Source organism: Rhizobium sp. X9 (assembly GCF_018873185.1).
In the GTDB taxonomy this organism is placed as follows: domain Bacteria; phylum Pseudomonadota; class Alphaproteobacteria; order Rhizobiales; family Rhizobiaceae; genus Agrobacterium; species Agrobacterium oryzihabitans.
Map to the genome: position 1 here is coordinate 2,033,443 of NZ_CP071311.1, position 13,763 is coordinate 2,047,205.

General features: G+C 59.9%; 17 protein-coding genes. 11 read left to right on the forward strand and 6 right to left on the reverse strand.

Translation table 11 applies throughout. The features are described 5' to 3' along the window. Nucleotides 1-225: 225 nt before the first annotated feature. A complete protein-coding gene (locus JZY08_RS09980; protein WP_003494703.1) occupies nt 226-441 on the forward strand; it encodes a cold-shock protein in 216 nt (71 codons plus the stop codon). Nucleotides 442-536: 95 nt separating this feature from the next. Here the strand turns inward: JZY08_RS09980 and JZY08_RS09985 are convergent, their stop codons facing one another. Continuing rightward, complete coding sequence (locus JZY08_RS09985) at nt 537-1,181, reverse strand: MBL fold metallo-hydrolase (protein WP_035242151.1); 645 nt, start codon at nt 1,179-1,181, stop codon at nt 537-539. Nucleotides 1,182-1,414: 233 nt separating this feature from the next. Between JZY08_RS09985 and JZY08_RS09990 the strand changes: the two genes are divergently transcribed. From JZY08_RS09990 to JZY08_RS10005, 4 genes are all read left to right on the forward strand, one after another. Continuing rightward, a complete protein-coding gene (locus JZY08_RS09990) occupies nt 1,415-2,020 on the forward strand; it encodes a DUF1236 domain-containing protein (protein WP_003494694.1) in 606 nt (201 codons plus the stop codon). A 213-nt stretch (nt 2,021-2,233) separates the two neighbouring features. Continuing rightward, nucleotides 2,234-2,761 (forward strand): MarR family winged helix-turn-helix transcriptional regulator, encoded by a 528-nt coding sequence (locus JZY08_RS09995; RefSeq protein WP_035242756.1) that lies wholly within the window; start codon nt 2,234-2,236, stop codon nt 2,759-2,761. 2 nt (nt 2,762-2,763) lie between these two features. After that, nucleotides 2,764-3,477, forward strand: a complete 714-nt coding sequence (locus JZY08_RS10000) for a response regulator (RefSeq protein ID WP_003494691.1) — start codon at nt 2,764-2,766, stop codon at nt 3,475-3,477. A gap of 30 nt (nt 3,478-3,507) precedes the next feature. Further along, nucleotides 3,508-4,887, forward strand: coding sequence for an ATP-binding protein (locus JZY08_RS10005; RefSeq protein WP_216330050.1), 1,380 nt, complete (start codon nt 3,508-3,510; stop codon nt 4,885-4,887). 127 nt (nt 4,888-5,014) lie between these two features. Here the strand turns inward: JZY08_RS10005 and JZY08_RS10010 are convergent, their stop codons facing one another. From JZY08_RS10010 to JZY08_RS10030, 5 genes are all read right to left on the reverse strand, one after another. After that, nucleotides 5,015-5,356, reverse strand: a complete 342-nt coding sequence (locus JZY08_RS10010) for a tRNA-binding protein (protein ID WP_035242149.1) — start codon at nt 5,354-5,356, stop codon at nt 5,015-5,017. Nucleotides 5,357-5,367: 11 nt separating this feature from the next. Beyond that, complete coding sequence (gene proC, locus JZY08_RS10015) at nt 5,368-6,186, reverse strand: pyrroline-5-carboxylate reductase (protein WP_137038017.1); 819 nt, start codon at nt 6,184-6,186, stop codon at nt 5,368-5,370. A gap of 2 nt (nt 6,187-6,188) precedes the next feature. Continuing rightward, nucleotides 6,189-6,689, reverse strand: coding sequence for a YbjN domain-containing protein (locus JZY08_RS10020; RefSeq protein WP_003494682.1), 501 nt, complete (start codon nt 6,687-6,689; stop codon nt 6,189-6,191). 433 nt (nt 6,690-7,122) lie between these two features. Then, nucleotides 7,123-7,386, reverse strand: a complete 264-nt coding sequence (locus tag JZY08_RS10025; protein ID WP_216330051.1) for an accessory factor UbiK family protein — start codon at nt 7,384-7,386, stop codon at nt 7,123-7,125. A 20-nt stretch (nt 7,387-7,406) separates the two neighbouring features. Further along, nucleotides 7,407-7,565 (reverse strand): hypothetical protein, encoded by a 159-nt coding sequence (locus tag JZY08_RS10030; protein ID WP_003494678.1) that lies wholly within the window; start codon nt 7,563-7,565, stop codon nt 7,407-7,409. A gap of 130 nt (nt 7,566-7,695) precedes the next feature. Here JZY08_RS10030 and lgt point away from each other — a divergent pair, with 130 nt between their 5' ends. From lgt to JZY08_RS10060, 6 genes are all read left to right on the forward strand, one after another. Further along, nucleotides 7,696-8,508, forward strand: coding sequence for a prolipoprotein diacylglyceryl transferase (gene lgt, locus JZY08_RS10035; protein WP_216331539.1), 813 nt, complete (start codon nt 7,696-7,698; stop codon nt 8,506-8,508). A 15-nt stretch (nt 8,509-8,523) separates the two neighbouring features. Next, nucleotides 8,524-9,624, forward strand: a complete 1,101-nt coding sequence (locus tag JZY08_RS10040) for a class I SAM-dependent methyltransferase (RefSeq protein ID WP_216330052.1) — start codon at nt 8,524-8,526, stop codon at nt 9,622-9,624. A 150-nt stretch (nt 9,625-9,774) separates the two neighbouring features. Then, nucleotides 9,775-10,569 (forward strand): peptidoglycan editing factor PgeF, encoded by a 795-nt coding sequence (gene pgeF / locus JZY08_RS10045; RefSeq protein WP_216330053.1) that lies wholly within the window; start codon nt 9,775-9,777, stop codon nt 10,567-10,569. Next, nucleotides 10,570-11,721 (forward strand): Xaa-Pro peptidase family protein, encoded by a 1,152-nt coding sequence (locus tag JZY08_RS10050; RefSeq protein ID WP_216330054.1) that lies wholly within the window; start codon nt 10,570-10,572, stop codon nt 11,719-11,721. It abuts the gene before it with no gap. Nucleotides 11,722-11,811: 90 nt separating this feature from the next. After that, entirely contained in the window at nt 11,812-12,561 is a 750-nt protein-coding gene (locus JZY08_RS10055) for a hypothetical protein (RefSeq protein WP_082182710.1), read from the forward strand. A gap of 220 nt (nt 12,562-12,781) precedes the next feature. After that, on the forward strand, nt 12,782-13,714 hold the full coding sequence (locus JZY08_RS10060) for a ribose-phosphate pyrophosphokinase (protein ID WP_035220711.1): 933 nt from the start codon (nt 12,782-12,784) through the stop codon (nt 13,712-13,714). Nucleotides 13,715-13,763: the final 49 nt, after the last annotated feature.

Sequence of the window (13,763 nt, forward strand, 5' to 3'; positions counted from 1 at the left end):
GCGGTTCGGGCAATTTGCGAGCATGGGAAGGCCTATAAATTTGCGCACTGGGGACGCTATAAACCTCGGGCGGTGGGACGAAAAACGTTGGATGAGAACGCCATTACTTCCCGCTGTGAAGGTCCTTTTTCTCAATAGTCAAGAACTGCCTGCCAACGCCCTCGCGGGGCAAAACTGTAATGCTGCCTGTAGCTGAACGCGGGCAGAGCGAAAAGGACCTGATGCATGGCCGAAACTGGCACCGTAAAATTCTTCAATACAGACAAAGGCTTCGGCTTCATCAAGCCAGACAATGGTGGCGCTGATATCTTTGTTCACATCTCTGCTGTACAGGCTTCTGGCCTGTCCGGACTTTCAGAAAATCAGAAAGTGAGCTTCGACACGGAACCGGATCGTCGCGGCAAGGGCCCGAAGGCAGTCAATCTGCAGATTGCTGGCTGACCCTAAAACGGCTTTCTTTTCTAGTTGAAGCCCGGCAGGAATGCCGGGTTTTTTTGTGCCTGCCCGACGCGGGCAGGCGTCACAACACGGGAAACTCAGATACCCTTGAGATAAGGATTGGTCCGCCGCTCCTCTCCGAGCCGGCCGCCGGGACCGTGGCCGCAGATGAAACCGACATCATCTCCGAGCGGCAGCAGCTTGTCGCGAATGGACGCCATCAATTGTTCATGGTTTCCACCGGGCAGATCCGTGCGGCCGACCGACCCCGCAAACAGCACATCGCCGACATGGGCGAACTGCTGGTCGCGATTATAATAGATGACATGGCCGGGAGCGTGGCCCGGGCAATGATAGACCTCGAAGACATGATCGCCGAAGGAAACCTTGTCGCCCTCTTTCAGCCATTGGTCCGGCAAAACATTGCGAAGGCCGCTGATGCCGTATTTTTCGGCCTGCGCCTCGACCCTCTCCAGCAGCGGCCGATCGTCCTCATGCGGACCGATCACTGGCAAGGAGAGCTTTTCACGCAATTCATCGGCGCCGCCGGCATGGTCGAGATGCCCGTGCGTCAGCCAGATTTCCTTGAGGGTGATGCCGTTTTCGGAGACCACCTGAAGGATGACGTCCACGTCCCCGCCGGGATCAACCACGACGCCTTCCTTGGTATCCTGATCGAAGAGAATGGTGCAGTTCTGTTCGAACGGGGTGACCGGAATAATGCCCGCCTGCAACTTTCCCATTTCTCGCATCTCCTTGTCTGACAAATCCTGCTTCCTATAGCCTGCGGCTGGTTTCGGCACAATGGCGACGGAAACCCATTGCTTTCCAGCAGCCTTTATCTCTCTGAAAATATCTATATAATTCAACTATATACCGGAAATTCCCAGGATGCTTTGATGAGTTTTCGACGAAAAATGTGGAACGCGCGAGTGGCTTCGACGTTGTAGCTCCAGTCTTAAAAGGAGTGAGACACATGGACAAGACGCTTAAAATGCTCATGGCTGGCGGCGCTTTCGCCCTCATGGCCGGTTATGCAAACGCCGCCATGGTCGCCACCACCGCATCGGATATTTCCGTACGCTCAGGCCCGGGTGAAGACTATCCCGAACTCGGCCTTGCCACCCGTGGCAGCAATGCGGTTCTGGACGGCTGCATGGAAGGCAGCAGCTGGTGCCGCATCGAAGTCAACGGCCTGCGCGGCTGGGCCCATGCCGATTATCTGAATGTCATGTATGAGGGCTCGCCCGTCGTTCTCGAACAGCGCCGCTCGGAACTCAGCGTGCCGGTCGTGACATATGAGAAAACCTCGAGCGTGCAGGCGGAACCCAATCCCGGCGACCCGAACCTCGGCCGTGTTGGCGATGTGGACATTACCCCGCCCGAAGCCGTCATCACCTATATGGACGAGCACCCTGCGGACACCGTCACCTTCGATGGCGACGTCGTCGTCGGCACGACCCTGCCCTCCGACACCCGGCTGGTCGAAGTCCCCGACTACCAGTATCGTTATGTCCGGGTGAACGACGTGCCGGTTCTGGTCGAACCATCAACGCACCGGATCGTCTACGTCTATCAGTAGAACCGGCCGGCCCTCACGAAGCCGGATAGATGGCATCCAACCAATGAAGAGCGCGGGCTTTCCGCGCTCTTTTCTATTTCCGGTAGGCCGCTCAGGATTCCAGTTGCACCTGCACCCGCAGCATATTATCCACCGCAACAGAAAATGATCGGCGGCATTCTCCCGAGCGGACGCATTTTCGGCTATGTTTACAGAATATTGGCGCATCGACGCATGTCAGCCGCAGAATATGAAGGAACCGCAGTGCCACCGCAATCGCTCAAAACCGCAGCCACCAGGCAGACACCGGCACTCCCGAAGGTTGACGACGGCAAGATTGACTTCGACACGATCGAGGCGCTGTTCTTCGCCTATCGCGATTTCGTCTCCGATCCCGACGTCATTCTGTCAAAACTGGAATATGGCCGGGCGCATCACCGGGTGGTCTATTTCGTCAGCAGACAGCCCGGCATGACGGTGGCGGATTTGCTCGACACACTGCAGATCACCAAGCAAAGCCTTGCCCGCGTGCTGAAACAACTGATCGACGACGGTTACATCCGCCAGATGGCAGGCCCGGAAGACCGTCGCCAGCGCAGGCTCTATCCGACGCTGACGGGCCGCGAACTGGCTCTGGCGCTGAGCGAGCCGCAATCGCGCCGCATCGACCGGGCGCTGGAAGGGCTTGGACCCGAGGCCCGCGCCTGCGTGCGCAAGTTCCTGGCGCAGATGCGAAGCCCGGTACCAGGGGAAGGCGATTGACAATGGCGACAGCACAGACAAAACGCCCGCCGGCTGATGACGACGCCGCTCACCTCCTGATTGTCGATGACGACGCCCGCATCCGCGATCTCCTGCAGCGCTTTCTCGGCGACAAGGGATACCGCATCTCCGTTGCAGCTGATGCCGCCGAAGCCCGGCGCAAGATGATGGGCATCCGTTTTGACCTGCTCATCTTAGATGTGATGATGCCGGGGGAAAACGGGCTGTCACTGACCCGCTCGCTGAACGAAAACAAATCCGTACCGGTCATCCTCCTGACAGCCCGCTCGGAAGCGGATTCCCGCATCGCGGGACTGGAGGCAGGCGCGGATGATTATCTCGCCAAGCCCTTCGATCCCCGTGAACTGGTCCTGCGCATCAACAACATCCTGCGGCGCAACACTTCGCCCGATACGCCCAAGATCGAACAGATCATGTTCGGCCCCTACAGCTTCTCCATTCCCAAAAAGGAATTGCGGCGTGGCCCGGAAACCATCCGCCTGACGGACCGCGAACAGGAGATCATGCTGCTTTTTGCGCTCCGCGCCGGTGACACCATTCCACGGCACGAACTGGTCGAGGCGGAGTCGGAAGTGGGTGAAAGAACCATCGACGTGCAGATCAACCGTCTTCGCCGCAAGATCGAGGACGACCCTGCAAACCCGGTCTATCTGCAAACTGTGCGCGGCATCGGCTACCGCCTGAGCGTGGACTGACGAGCACCAAACGAAAGGCGGGCTGACGGCATGGCGAGCCTCGATTTTCTCAGCACGGTCAGGAAAAGCGGCATAGCGAAAGCGTGGCGCCTGTCCGGCAGATGGCTGCGTCATTGGCTGCCGACCGGGCTTTACACGCGTTCGCTGCTGATCATCATCCTGCCGATGATCCTGCTTCAGGCCGTAGTCGCGGCCGTCTTCATGGAGCGTCACTGGCAGCTTGTGACAGAACGCCTCTCCGCCGCGGTGACGCGCGATATCGCCGCGATCATCGAGCTTCTGCAAACCGATCCGGAAGAAGACGATTATCAGCGCGTCATCCGCATCGCGCGCGAAAGACTGGATCTCAGCGTCTATATCGAACCGAAGGCGGATCTGCCGGCTCCGAGACCCGAGCCGCTGTTTTCCATCCTGGATACGATCCTCGCCAATCAACTGACCCAGCAGATCGGTAGACCGTTCTGGATCGATACCTATGGCAACGGTTCGCTGGTCGAGATCCGCGTCCAGCTGGAAGACAAGACCCTGCGCGTCTTTACCAGCCGCAGTGCTGCCTATGCCTCCAACACCCATATCTTCCTCGTCTGGATGGTCGGCGCATCGCTGGTCCTGATCGCCATTTCCATCCTGTTCCTGCGCGGGCAGATCAAGCCCATCGAAGCGCTGGCCAAGGCGGCCGAGAATTTCGGCAGGGGCCAGAAGGTCAGCGCCTATTCACCGCGCGGCGCAGACGAGGTCCGGCGGGCGGGCCTTGCCTTCATATTGATGCGTGAACGCATCGAGCGGCAGATGGAACAGCGAACGGCGATGCTGAACGGCGTCAGCCATGACCTGCGCACCATCCTCACCCGTTTCAAGCTGCAACTGGCTTTGGCAGGCGACAATCCCGACCTCGAGGGCCTCGACAAGGATGTCGAGGACATGCAGTCGATGCTGGAGGCCTATCTCACCTTTGCCCGTACAGATGTCGAGGAGGATGTCGGCACGCTCGAACTTCCGGCGCTTCTGGAAAAGATCGGCCATGATTTCGAGCTTCACGACAAGAAATTCAGCTACGAGCTTTACAACGTCGAAAACATCATCGCGCGGCCGAATGCTCTCTCCCGCCTTGTCGCCAATCTGGCGGAGAATGCACGCCGTTACGCCAGCAATCTCCATATCGACATACGTAGGGCGCCGCGCTCGATCATCATGACCTTCGATGATGATGGGCCTGGCATTCCCGAAGCGTCACGGGAGGATGTGTTCAAGCCGTTCTTCCGGCTGGATGAAGCGCGTAACCTCAATGCCTCGGGAACGGGACTTGGCCTCTCCATCGTGCGCGACATCGCCCGCGGCCATGGCGGCGACGTGTCGCTGGATGAAAGCCCGATGGGCGGATTGCGGGTAATCGTCAAAATTCCGGCGTAGAGAAGCGAAGCAAAACGCTCACGCGGTTTACCTCTTCGCCCATTTTCGTCACTCCGGTTCAAGGCCGGAATGGCCGAAGAAAACATCCCGTCTGCGTAATGTCTGTGTTGCGTGCTATTGTACTGTCTCAGCACATTTTCTCGCCGTTCGGCACCGGCTGCTCGACGGCGGCAAGAACGATGTCGCCATTGCCATCGGCAAAACCCAGCGTCAAAACCTCTGAGCGGAACGGGCCGATCTGGCGTGGCGGAAAATTCACCACGCCCAGCACCTGCCGGCCAATCAGGCTTTCCGGCGTATAATGCACCGTGATCTGAGCGGAAGATTTCTTGATGCCGATTTCCGGCCCGAAATCGATCTTCACCTTGATCGCCGGCTTGCGCGCTTCGGGAAAAGGCTCTGCCTCGACGATTGTGCCGACACGAATATCGACCTTCTCGAAATCGGCATAGGAAATTTCACCGCTCATGCCCTGCCCCTTCAACCCGCCAGTTCTTCAGCGCGTGTTTTTGCGGCAGCAACAGCCTTGTCGAACAAGGGCTGCATGCCGTCTTCGGCCATCAGCACGGAAAGCGCCGCCGCCGTGGTGCCGCCCGGTGATGTCACGTTCTGGCGCAGCCGCGCGGCCTCATCGGAAGACTGGTGCAGCAGTTCGCCCGCACCGGCCACGGTTTCGCGGGCGAGTCGCATGGCCACATCCGCCGGCAGACCAGCCTTGCGACCGGCTTCCGCCATGCATTCCACCAGATAGAATACATAGGCAGGGCCGCTTCCTGAAACAGCGGTCACCGCGTCGATATCGCCTTCGGTTTCCACCCATTCGACCGGACCGCTGACCTTCAGCAATCCATCCACCACGATTTTAAGCTCCGGCGTCACCAGTTCGTTCGCATAGGCCCCGGTCACACCGCGACCGACCATGGCCGGCGTGTTGGGCATCGCCCGCACGGCGGCAACCGGGCCGAAATGCGCGACGAAAGTACCGATTGTGGTACCGGCTGCGATCGACACGACGACCGTATCCGGCCCCAGCAGAGGTTTCAGAGACGGCAGCACGGCGTCCATCATCTGCGGCTTTACGGCCACGAACAGGATGCCGGCCCTGACGCCCTCAGGCACGCTTTCCTTATGGGTGGCACCGGCTTCAGCAATCGTCGTCCGCATGGCGTCGGAAGGGCGCGGATCGATGACAATGACCTGGGATCCTGGCACGCCCTTTTTCAGCCAGCCCGAAAGCAGAGCACCGCCCATGTTGCCGGCGCCTACGAGGACAAGCGGACCGGAAGCCTTGTACACCATCTTCAAGCTTCTCCGACGGTCTCGAACATGACCGCTTCGATTGCACTTTTCGCATCCAGCCCCGACCAGACGACGAACTGGAATGCCTGGTAATATTGTTCGCAAGCCTCCAGCGCGCTGGAAAGCAACACTTCAACCTGTTGATTGTTCGGTTCGGCGCCGCCTGCCAGAAGCAGGGACTGGCGGAAGATCACGACGTCTTCCTGCCGCCACAGATCGAAATGACCCATCAAAACCTGACCATTGACCTGCGACAGCAGGCGAATGACTTCGTTGACGCGCTGATCGGGTACCTTGATGTCGAAGGCGCAGGCAAGATGCAGCGCCTCGAATTCCTCCATCCAGGAGAAGGAAACGTGGTAATCGGCCCAGTGACCAGCCACCGTCATGGCGATCTCGTCTTCGCCGGAACGCTCGAACGACCAGTCGTTCGAGGCGGCGACAATCTCGATCATGTCCACGGGATTGGACTGACGCTCAATTTCAAATTCCATCAGGCTCATGCGGCACCTTCTCAGCCAGTACTGAATGTTCTGTTTTGAACGCCGGGCACAAAACGCACACACAAACCGGATTCAACACTTGAGACGATTGCCCGACACCATAAGAGTTACACATTCACCCTGTCTGGAGCTTACCAGGTTCGTTTCGAATCATCATTTAAAATCAGTGTATAATGGCCGAGTCCTGCTGCCACCCCTCGGTCGCCATTTTTGCTTTTTGAGCAGTGGATATCTTCTCCCCCATCACCTCAGGCGAGATACATAAGCGACTCTGGCAATTGCGTTTTTTGGAAGTGTCCACAGGCCTCAAAAAATTCGCGGGCGCAGGCATATTTGGACAACCGGGAACCATTCCGGGTTGCATCACTCCACAAACAGAAAGTCCCGGAATCGCAGGCGATCCGGGACCCATTAGGAAAAAGCGCTTAAAAAATCAGTTGTTAGTGGCAGAAAGCTTTGCTTCCAGAGCCTCGATGCGCGCACGCAGCGCGTCGTTTTCGTCACGCGCCTTGATGGCCATTTCGCGCACCGCGTCGAATTCCTCGCGCCGCACCACATCCAGACTGTTCAGCCAGCGGTCTGCCTGCGCATGGAAGGCGGCCTCCGCTTCCTTGCGCACGCCCTGCGCCGCGCCTGCCGCATCGGTCATCAGCTTTGCGAATTCATCCAGAAAACGATTGGTGCCTGTCGTGCTCATGGCGCTGTTCCTTCGTCGGTTCAGGGAGCATTCCGCTCCCCGCTGTTGATGCCTTTCAGGTAGGCACTCGACAGCCGCCTTGCAAGCGAAATCGAAAAATGACGGCCTTTCGGCAGGGGCTCGGGCATTGCAATCCGCTCACGAAGATTAGCCTTGACCACCGCCTCGGCAATCGCCATTTTCCTTGGCGTCAGGGAGACCGGTGAGCATCATCGCCCGGCCCCTTGAGGCAATGGATCATTCTGTTGTCCGCCCAGCAACGATGACGGAATATACGGATTGATAGCCGCTCCCACCCAACTAGCCATCATGCCATTTCCCAATATCGACCCGGTCGCCCTCTCCATCGGGCCTCTGGCGATCCATTGGTATGGCATTGCCTATGTCGCCGGCATCATGCTCGGCTGGTTTTATGCCCGCCGCCTCGCCCGTACGGATCGCCTCTGGCCCAACGATACCTCGCCCATCTCCGCACAGCATCTTGACGACTTCATCCTGTGGGCGGCCGGCGGCATCGTGCTCGGCGGGCGCATCGGCTATATCCTGTTTTACGATCTCGGAGCGGTCGCCGCCAATCCCATAAGGGCGCTGGAGATATGGAACGGCGGCATGTCGTTCCATGGCGGCCTCATCGGCACGACCATCGCCATGATCCTCTTTGCCCGCAGGAACGGCATCCCGGTCTGGAGCATGTTCGACGTCGTCGCCGCCGTCGCGCCCATCGGCCTGCTGTTCGGGCGCATCGCCAATTTCATCAATGGCGAATTGTGGGGCCGTATCGCCGATGTTCCCTGGGCGGTCGTGTTCCCCACCGGCGGCCCGTTTGCGCGGCACCCGAGCCAGCTTTATGAAGCGGGCCTCGAAGGCCTCGTGCTTGTCGTCATTCTGGCAATCGCCATCTACGCCTTCAGGGCGCTGAAGACACCCGGCATCGTCACCGGCATCTTCGTCTGCGGTTACGCGCTGTCGCGCATCTTCGTGGAATTCTTCCGCGAGCCGGATGCCCAGATCGGTTATCTCGCCGGTAACTGGCTGACCATGGGCATGGTGCTTTCCACGCCGATGTTCCTTCTGGGCCTCTGGGCAGTCCTGCGCGCACGCAGCGCGAAAATAAGCGCCTAAGCGGTATGGCCTGCCATGACGACACCGCTTGCGCAACGCATCAAATCCCTTATCCGGCTCAACGGTCCGCTCAGCGTCACCGATTACTTCTCGCTTTGCCTCGCTGATCCCGAACACGGTTATTACAAGAGCCGCGAGCCCTTCGGCCGCTCGGGCGACTTCATCACCGCGCCGGAAGTCAGCCAGCTTTTCGGCGAAATGCTCGGCGTTTTCGTGGTCCATGCCTGGCAGCGCCATGGCGCGCCCGCGCAGACCCGGCTGGTGGAAATAGGCCCCGGCCGCGGTACGATGATGGCGGACATGCTGCGCGTCATCCGCCGCATCGCCCCGCCGCTCTACGAGACGATTCGGGTCCATCTGGTGGAGACCAGCCCTCGCCTTTCCGCCATCCAGAAGGAAACGCTTACCGCCCATGCTGACCGGCTGACATGGTATGAAAGCTTCGACGATGTGCCGGAAGGCTTCCTGCTCGTCGTCGCAAACGAGCTTTTCGATGCCATCCCGATCCGGCAATTCGTCAGGACGCCGCAGGGTTTTCGCGAACGCGTCGTCAGTCTCGATGTTAACGACGAACTCGTCTTCTCCACAGGCCTTGCCGGCATCGATCCGACGCTGCTACCGCCTCTGCCCGAACGGCAGCCGGTCGGCACCATATTCGAAATCTCTCCCGCCCGCGAAGCCGTCATGACGGCGATCTGCCAGCGTCTGTCGATCCATGGCGGCACGGCGCTTGCCATCGATTACGGCCACCTGGTCGCCGGATTTGGTGACACATTGCAGGCCATGCGCGACCATGCCTTTGATCCGCCACTTGCCCATCCGGGGCAAGCGGATCTCACCAGCCATGTCGACTTCGAAAGCCTCGTCAGGACTGCCGAGGCAACCGGTGTGCATGTCAATGGCACCTTGAGACAGGGCGACTTTCTCTATGGTCTCGGCCTCAAGGAGCGGGCAGCTGCCCTGGCCGCAAAGGCGACGCCCGACCAGACGCTTGAAATCGCCGAAGCCGTGAACCGTCTCGCCGGCGAAGGCGCGGGCAAGATGGGGGAACTTTTCAAGGTCATCGCCGTTTCAAGTCCCGCGCTCCATCTCCTGCCGTTTCGCGCGGTGGATTGACAGCGCAATAACCTCTGGGCCAACATCGCCGCGACACACGAAGCAGGCACACTGCATCACACGCGCCGAGCAACGAAGCGGCAACAGGAAACATCTCGCTTGACCCATCCCACTGGCCAAAGGCGATATTCTCCAAGGAACTCCCGCACCATGCAGAACGACACCTTGCCGCTCCCGATCCAGAGCCCCCTGCTCGCCGCCTTCAGTGAAAACCGCGTCCGTCACGGTTTTTTCACCCGGCAGGGCGGCGTCTCGGAAGGTCTTTATCAGGGTCTCAATGTCGGCCTCGGCTCCCATGACGAGCCGGAGCTGGTGCAGGAAAACCGCCGGCGCGTCACGCAATGGTTCGGCCTGTCCCCGGAACGCCTCGCCACCGTACATCAGGTCCATTCCCCTGATGTCCTCGTGGTCGATGAAAACTATGACGGCAGCCGCCCGCAGGCCGATGCGATGGTGACGTCGACGCCGGGCTTCGTACTCGGCGTGCTGAGCGCCGATTGCGGCCCGATCCTTTTTGCCGATGCGGAAGCCGGCGTCGTGGGCGCTGCCCATGCCGGCTGGAAGGGCGCCCTGTTCGGCGTGCTCGAAAACACCATCGAGACCATGGTAAAGCTGGGCGCCAACCGCGACCGCATCGCCGCCTCGCTCGGTCCTTCCATCAGCCAAGCCAATTACGAGGTCGGACCGGAATATATGGCCCGCTTCACCGATTTCGATCCCGCCTATGCGGCCTACTTCACCGCCTCGGAAAAAGACGGCCACGCACTGTTCGACCTCAAGCAGTTTACAATTGACCGTCTGGTCAAGACGGGTGTGCGGGCGGAAAATCTCGGCCTCTGCACCTACCCAGATGAAGACCGTTTCTATTCCTACCGCCGCACGACCCACCGGGCCGAGCCCGATTACGGGCGGCAAATTTCCGCAATCGCAATTCTGGAGGACTAAATGGCCCTGCACTTCGAGCTCTCGGAATTCGATGCCCGCCGCGAACGGCTGATTGCGAAGATGGCGGAGGAGAAGCTGGACGCCATGCTGCTTTTTGCACAGGAAAGCATGTACTGGCTGACGGGTTACGACACTTTCGGCTACTGCTTCTTCCAGACGCTGGTGGTCAAGTCGGACGGTTCGATGACGCTTCTGACCCGTTCGGCGGATCTGCGCCAGGCGCGCAATACATCTACCATCGAAAATATTCTCGTCTGGGTCGACCGGCCCAATGCCGATCCCACGCTCGATCTCAAAAACCTCCTGAGCGATCTCGACCTGCTCGGCGCCAAGATCGGCGTGGAATACGACACCCACGGCATGACCGGGCGCGTCGCCCGCCTGCTGGACAACCAGCTTGCCAGCTTCTGCCAGATGATCGACGCCTCCTATCTGGTCAGCACGCTTCGGCTGGTCAAAAGCCCCGCCGAGATCGCCCATGCCAGGAGAGCCGGCCAATTGGCCGATGAGGCACTGGATGCGGCGCTGGAACTCATCAAGCCGGGTGCGGATGAGGCCGCTATCCTTGCAGCGATGCAGGGCGCGGTTCTGGCGGGCGGCGGCGATTATCCCGCCAATGAATTCATCATCGGCTCCGGGGCCGACGCGCTGCTGTGCCGTTACAAGGCCGGACGACGCAGGCTCGACGACAAGGATCAGCTGACGCTGGAATGGGCGGGTGTCAGCGCCCATTACCATGCCGCCATGATGCGCACCGTGGTGATCGGCGAACAGGATTTCCGGCAGAAGGAGCTTTACAGCGCCTGCCTGCAAAACCTCACCGCCATCGAGGACGTATTGCAGCCGGGCAAGACCTTCGGCGACGTCTTCGATGTGCATGCCCGTGTCATGGATGAACGCGGGCTGACCCGCCACCGGCTGAATTCCTGCGGTTATTCGCTTGGCGCACGTTTTTCCCCGTCCTGGATGGAGCACCAGATGTTCCACGCCGGTAATCCGCAGGAGATAACCAGCGACATGACGCTGTTCGTGCACATGATCGTGATGGATTCCGATTCAGGCACCGCCATGACGCTCGGCCAGACCTATCTTACAACGGACGGCGCTCCCGAGCCGCTCTCACGCCATAGTCTCGATCTTCTCACAGCTTAAATCGCCACCGGGTTTGACAGAGCGGGAAAGCCGGCCCTACATTGCCGCCACCTTGGGCAAGAAGGAGCGGAACATGAGAGGGAACGTCGCATGAGCCGGACAGGGCTCACCCCCTTTTTTCCAGCCCTCGTCGTTCCGGCGCTGGTGCTGGCCCTGTCGGCCTGTAACACGACTGAAGCGCTGACGCCGCAGGTGGATGTCGGCCACAATGGCTCACAATCGAGCCCGGTGACGCAGGGCGATCTCGACCAGATGGCCGCCGCCGCCGACCGCGCGCCTGTGGGCGCTCCGGCAACAGCCTCGTCCGTGCCTGCTTATGCGCCGCAGAACTCCCTGCAGGCGCAGGCACAGGCGCTTTCCAACGGCAACCAATATGGCGAGCCTCTCGGCCAAGGCCAGCCACCCGCCCAATCCCTGCCTGCCAGCCAGCCACAGCCGGCACAGCAGACGGCGGCTCTTGCCCCCGCCACTTCCGGCAACACCATCCGCTTCCTGCCGATCATCGGCGCGCCCGTTCAGGCCGTCACGCCGCTTTCGCGCCAGCTGGGCGCCGAGGCACGGGCAAAGGGGCTGACCATCCGCGCTTCCAACGACAATTCGGCTGAAAACATTCTGAAGGGATATTTCTCCGCCTTCGCCGATGGCAGCAAGGTCAATGTCATCTATGTCTGGGATGTGCTGGATGCCAATGGTGTCAGGCTTCACCGCCTGCAGGGGCAGGAAACGGTAGCAGCCAAAGGCAGCGATCCATGGGCCGCCGTGACCGACAGGGTCATGCAGGATATCGCGGCAAAAACACTCAACGACTATACGTCATGGAAGCAGTCTCAACGCGGATGAGGTGAAACGACGGGAGAAGTCACAGAGATTTCACGAAAATCATTGCGAAAGCGCGGAGTCCTCTTGCAATCGGAAGCAACAGCGCTATTAAGGCGCGCATGGCAACAAGGCGTATCCGGCAAAGGCTTTTCGGCCGGATGTTCCTCCCCTTGAACGACGCTTGGTTACGGCAAACACTTTTCCGTGGCGCAAGGCGATGGCATGGAAACAGGCGGCCGCAATGAAGGTTTTCGCAGGCAATTCGAACCGGCACCTTGCCGAAGCGATCTGCAAGTATCTCAACGTTCCCTTGGGAAATGCCACCGTAAAGCGGTTTGCTGACCAGGAAATTTTCGTAGAAATCAGTGAAAACGTGCGCGGCGAGGACGTTTTTCTCGTCCAGTCCACATCGTTTCCGGCAAACGATCATCTGATGGAACTGCTCATCATGATCGATGCCATGCGCCGCTCCTCGGCAAAGCGCATCACGGCGGTGCTTCCCTATTTCGGTTACGCCCGCCAGGATCGCAAGGCCGGCCCCCGCACACCGATTTCCGCCAAACTCGTTGCCAATCTGATTACCGAAGCCGGCGCCGACCGCGTTCTCACCCTTGATCTCCATGCCGGCCAGATTCAGGGTTTCTTCGATATCCCCACCGACAACCTCTTCGCAGCGCCCATCCTGGCCCGCGACGTGAAGGACCACTACGACACCAACAACGTCATGGTCGTTTCACCCGATGTCGGCGGCGTTGTCCGCGCCCGTGCACTGGCCAAGCGCCTCGACTGTCTGCTGGCGATCGTCGACAAGCGTCGTGACCGTCCGGGCGAATCCGAAGTCATGAACGTCATCGGCGACGTTTCCGGCAAGGATTGCATCCTCATCGACGATATCGTCGATTCCGGCGGTACGCTCTGCAATGCGGCGGAAGCACTTCTCAAGAAGGGCGCCACCAGCGTCACCGCCTACATCACCCACGGCGTGCTTTCCGGCGGCGCAGTTGCGCGCGTGGCCTCCTCGAAGCTGCGCGAACTCGTCATCACCGACAGCATCCAGCCCACCACTGCCGTCCAGTCCGCGCATAATATCCGCGTGGTCAGCACCGCAGGTCTGCTCGGCGAAGCGATCAACCGTACCGCGCAGGAACAGTCCGTTTCCGGCCTGTTCGACTGAAGCAGCGTTTCTCTCGCGCATCTGCAAAATCACTGCATCCGCACCGTCA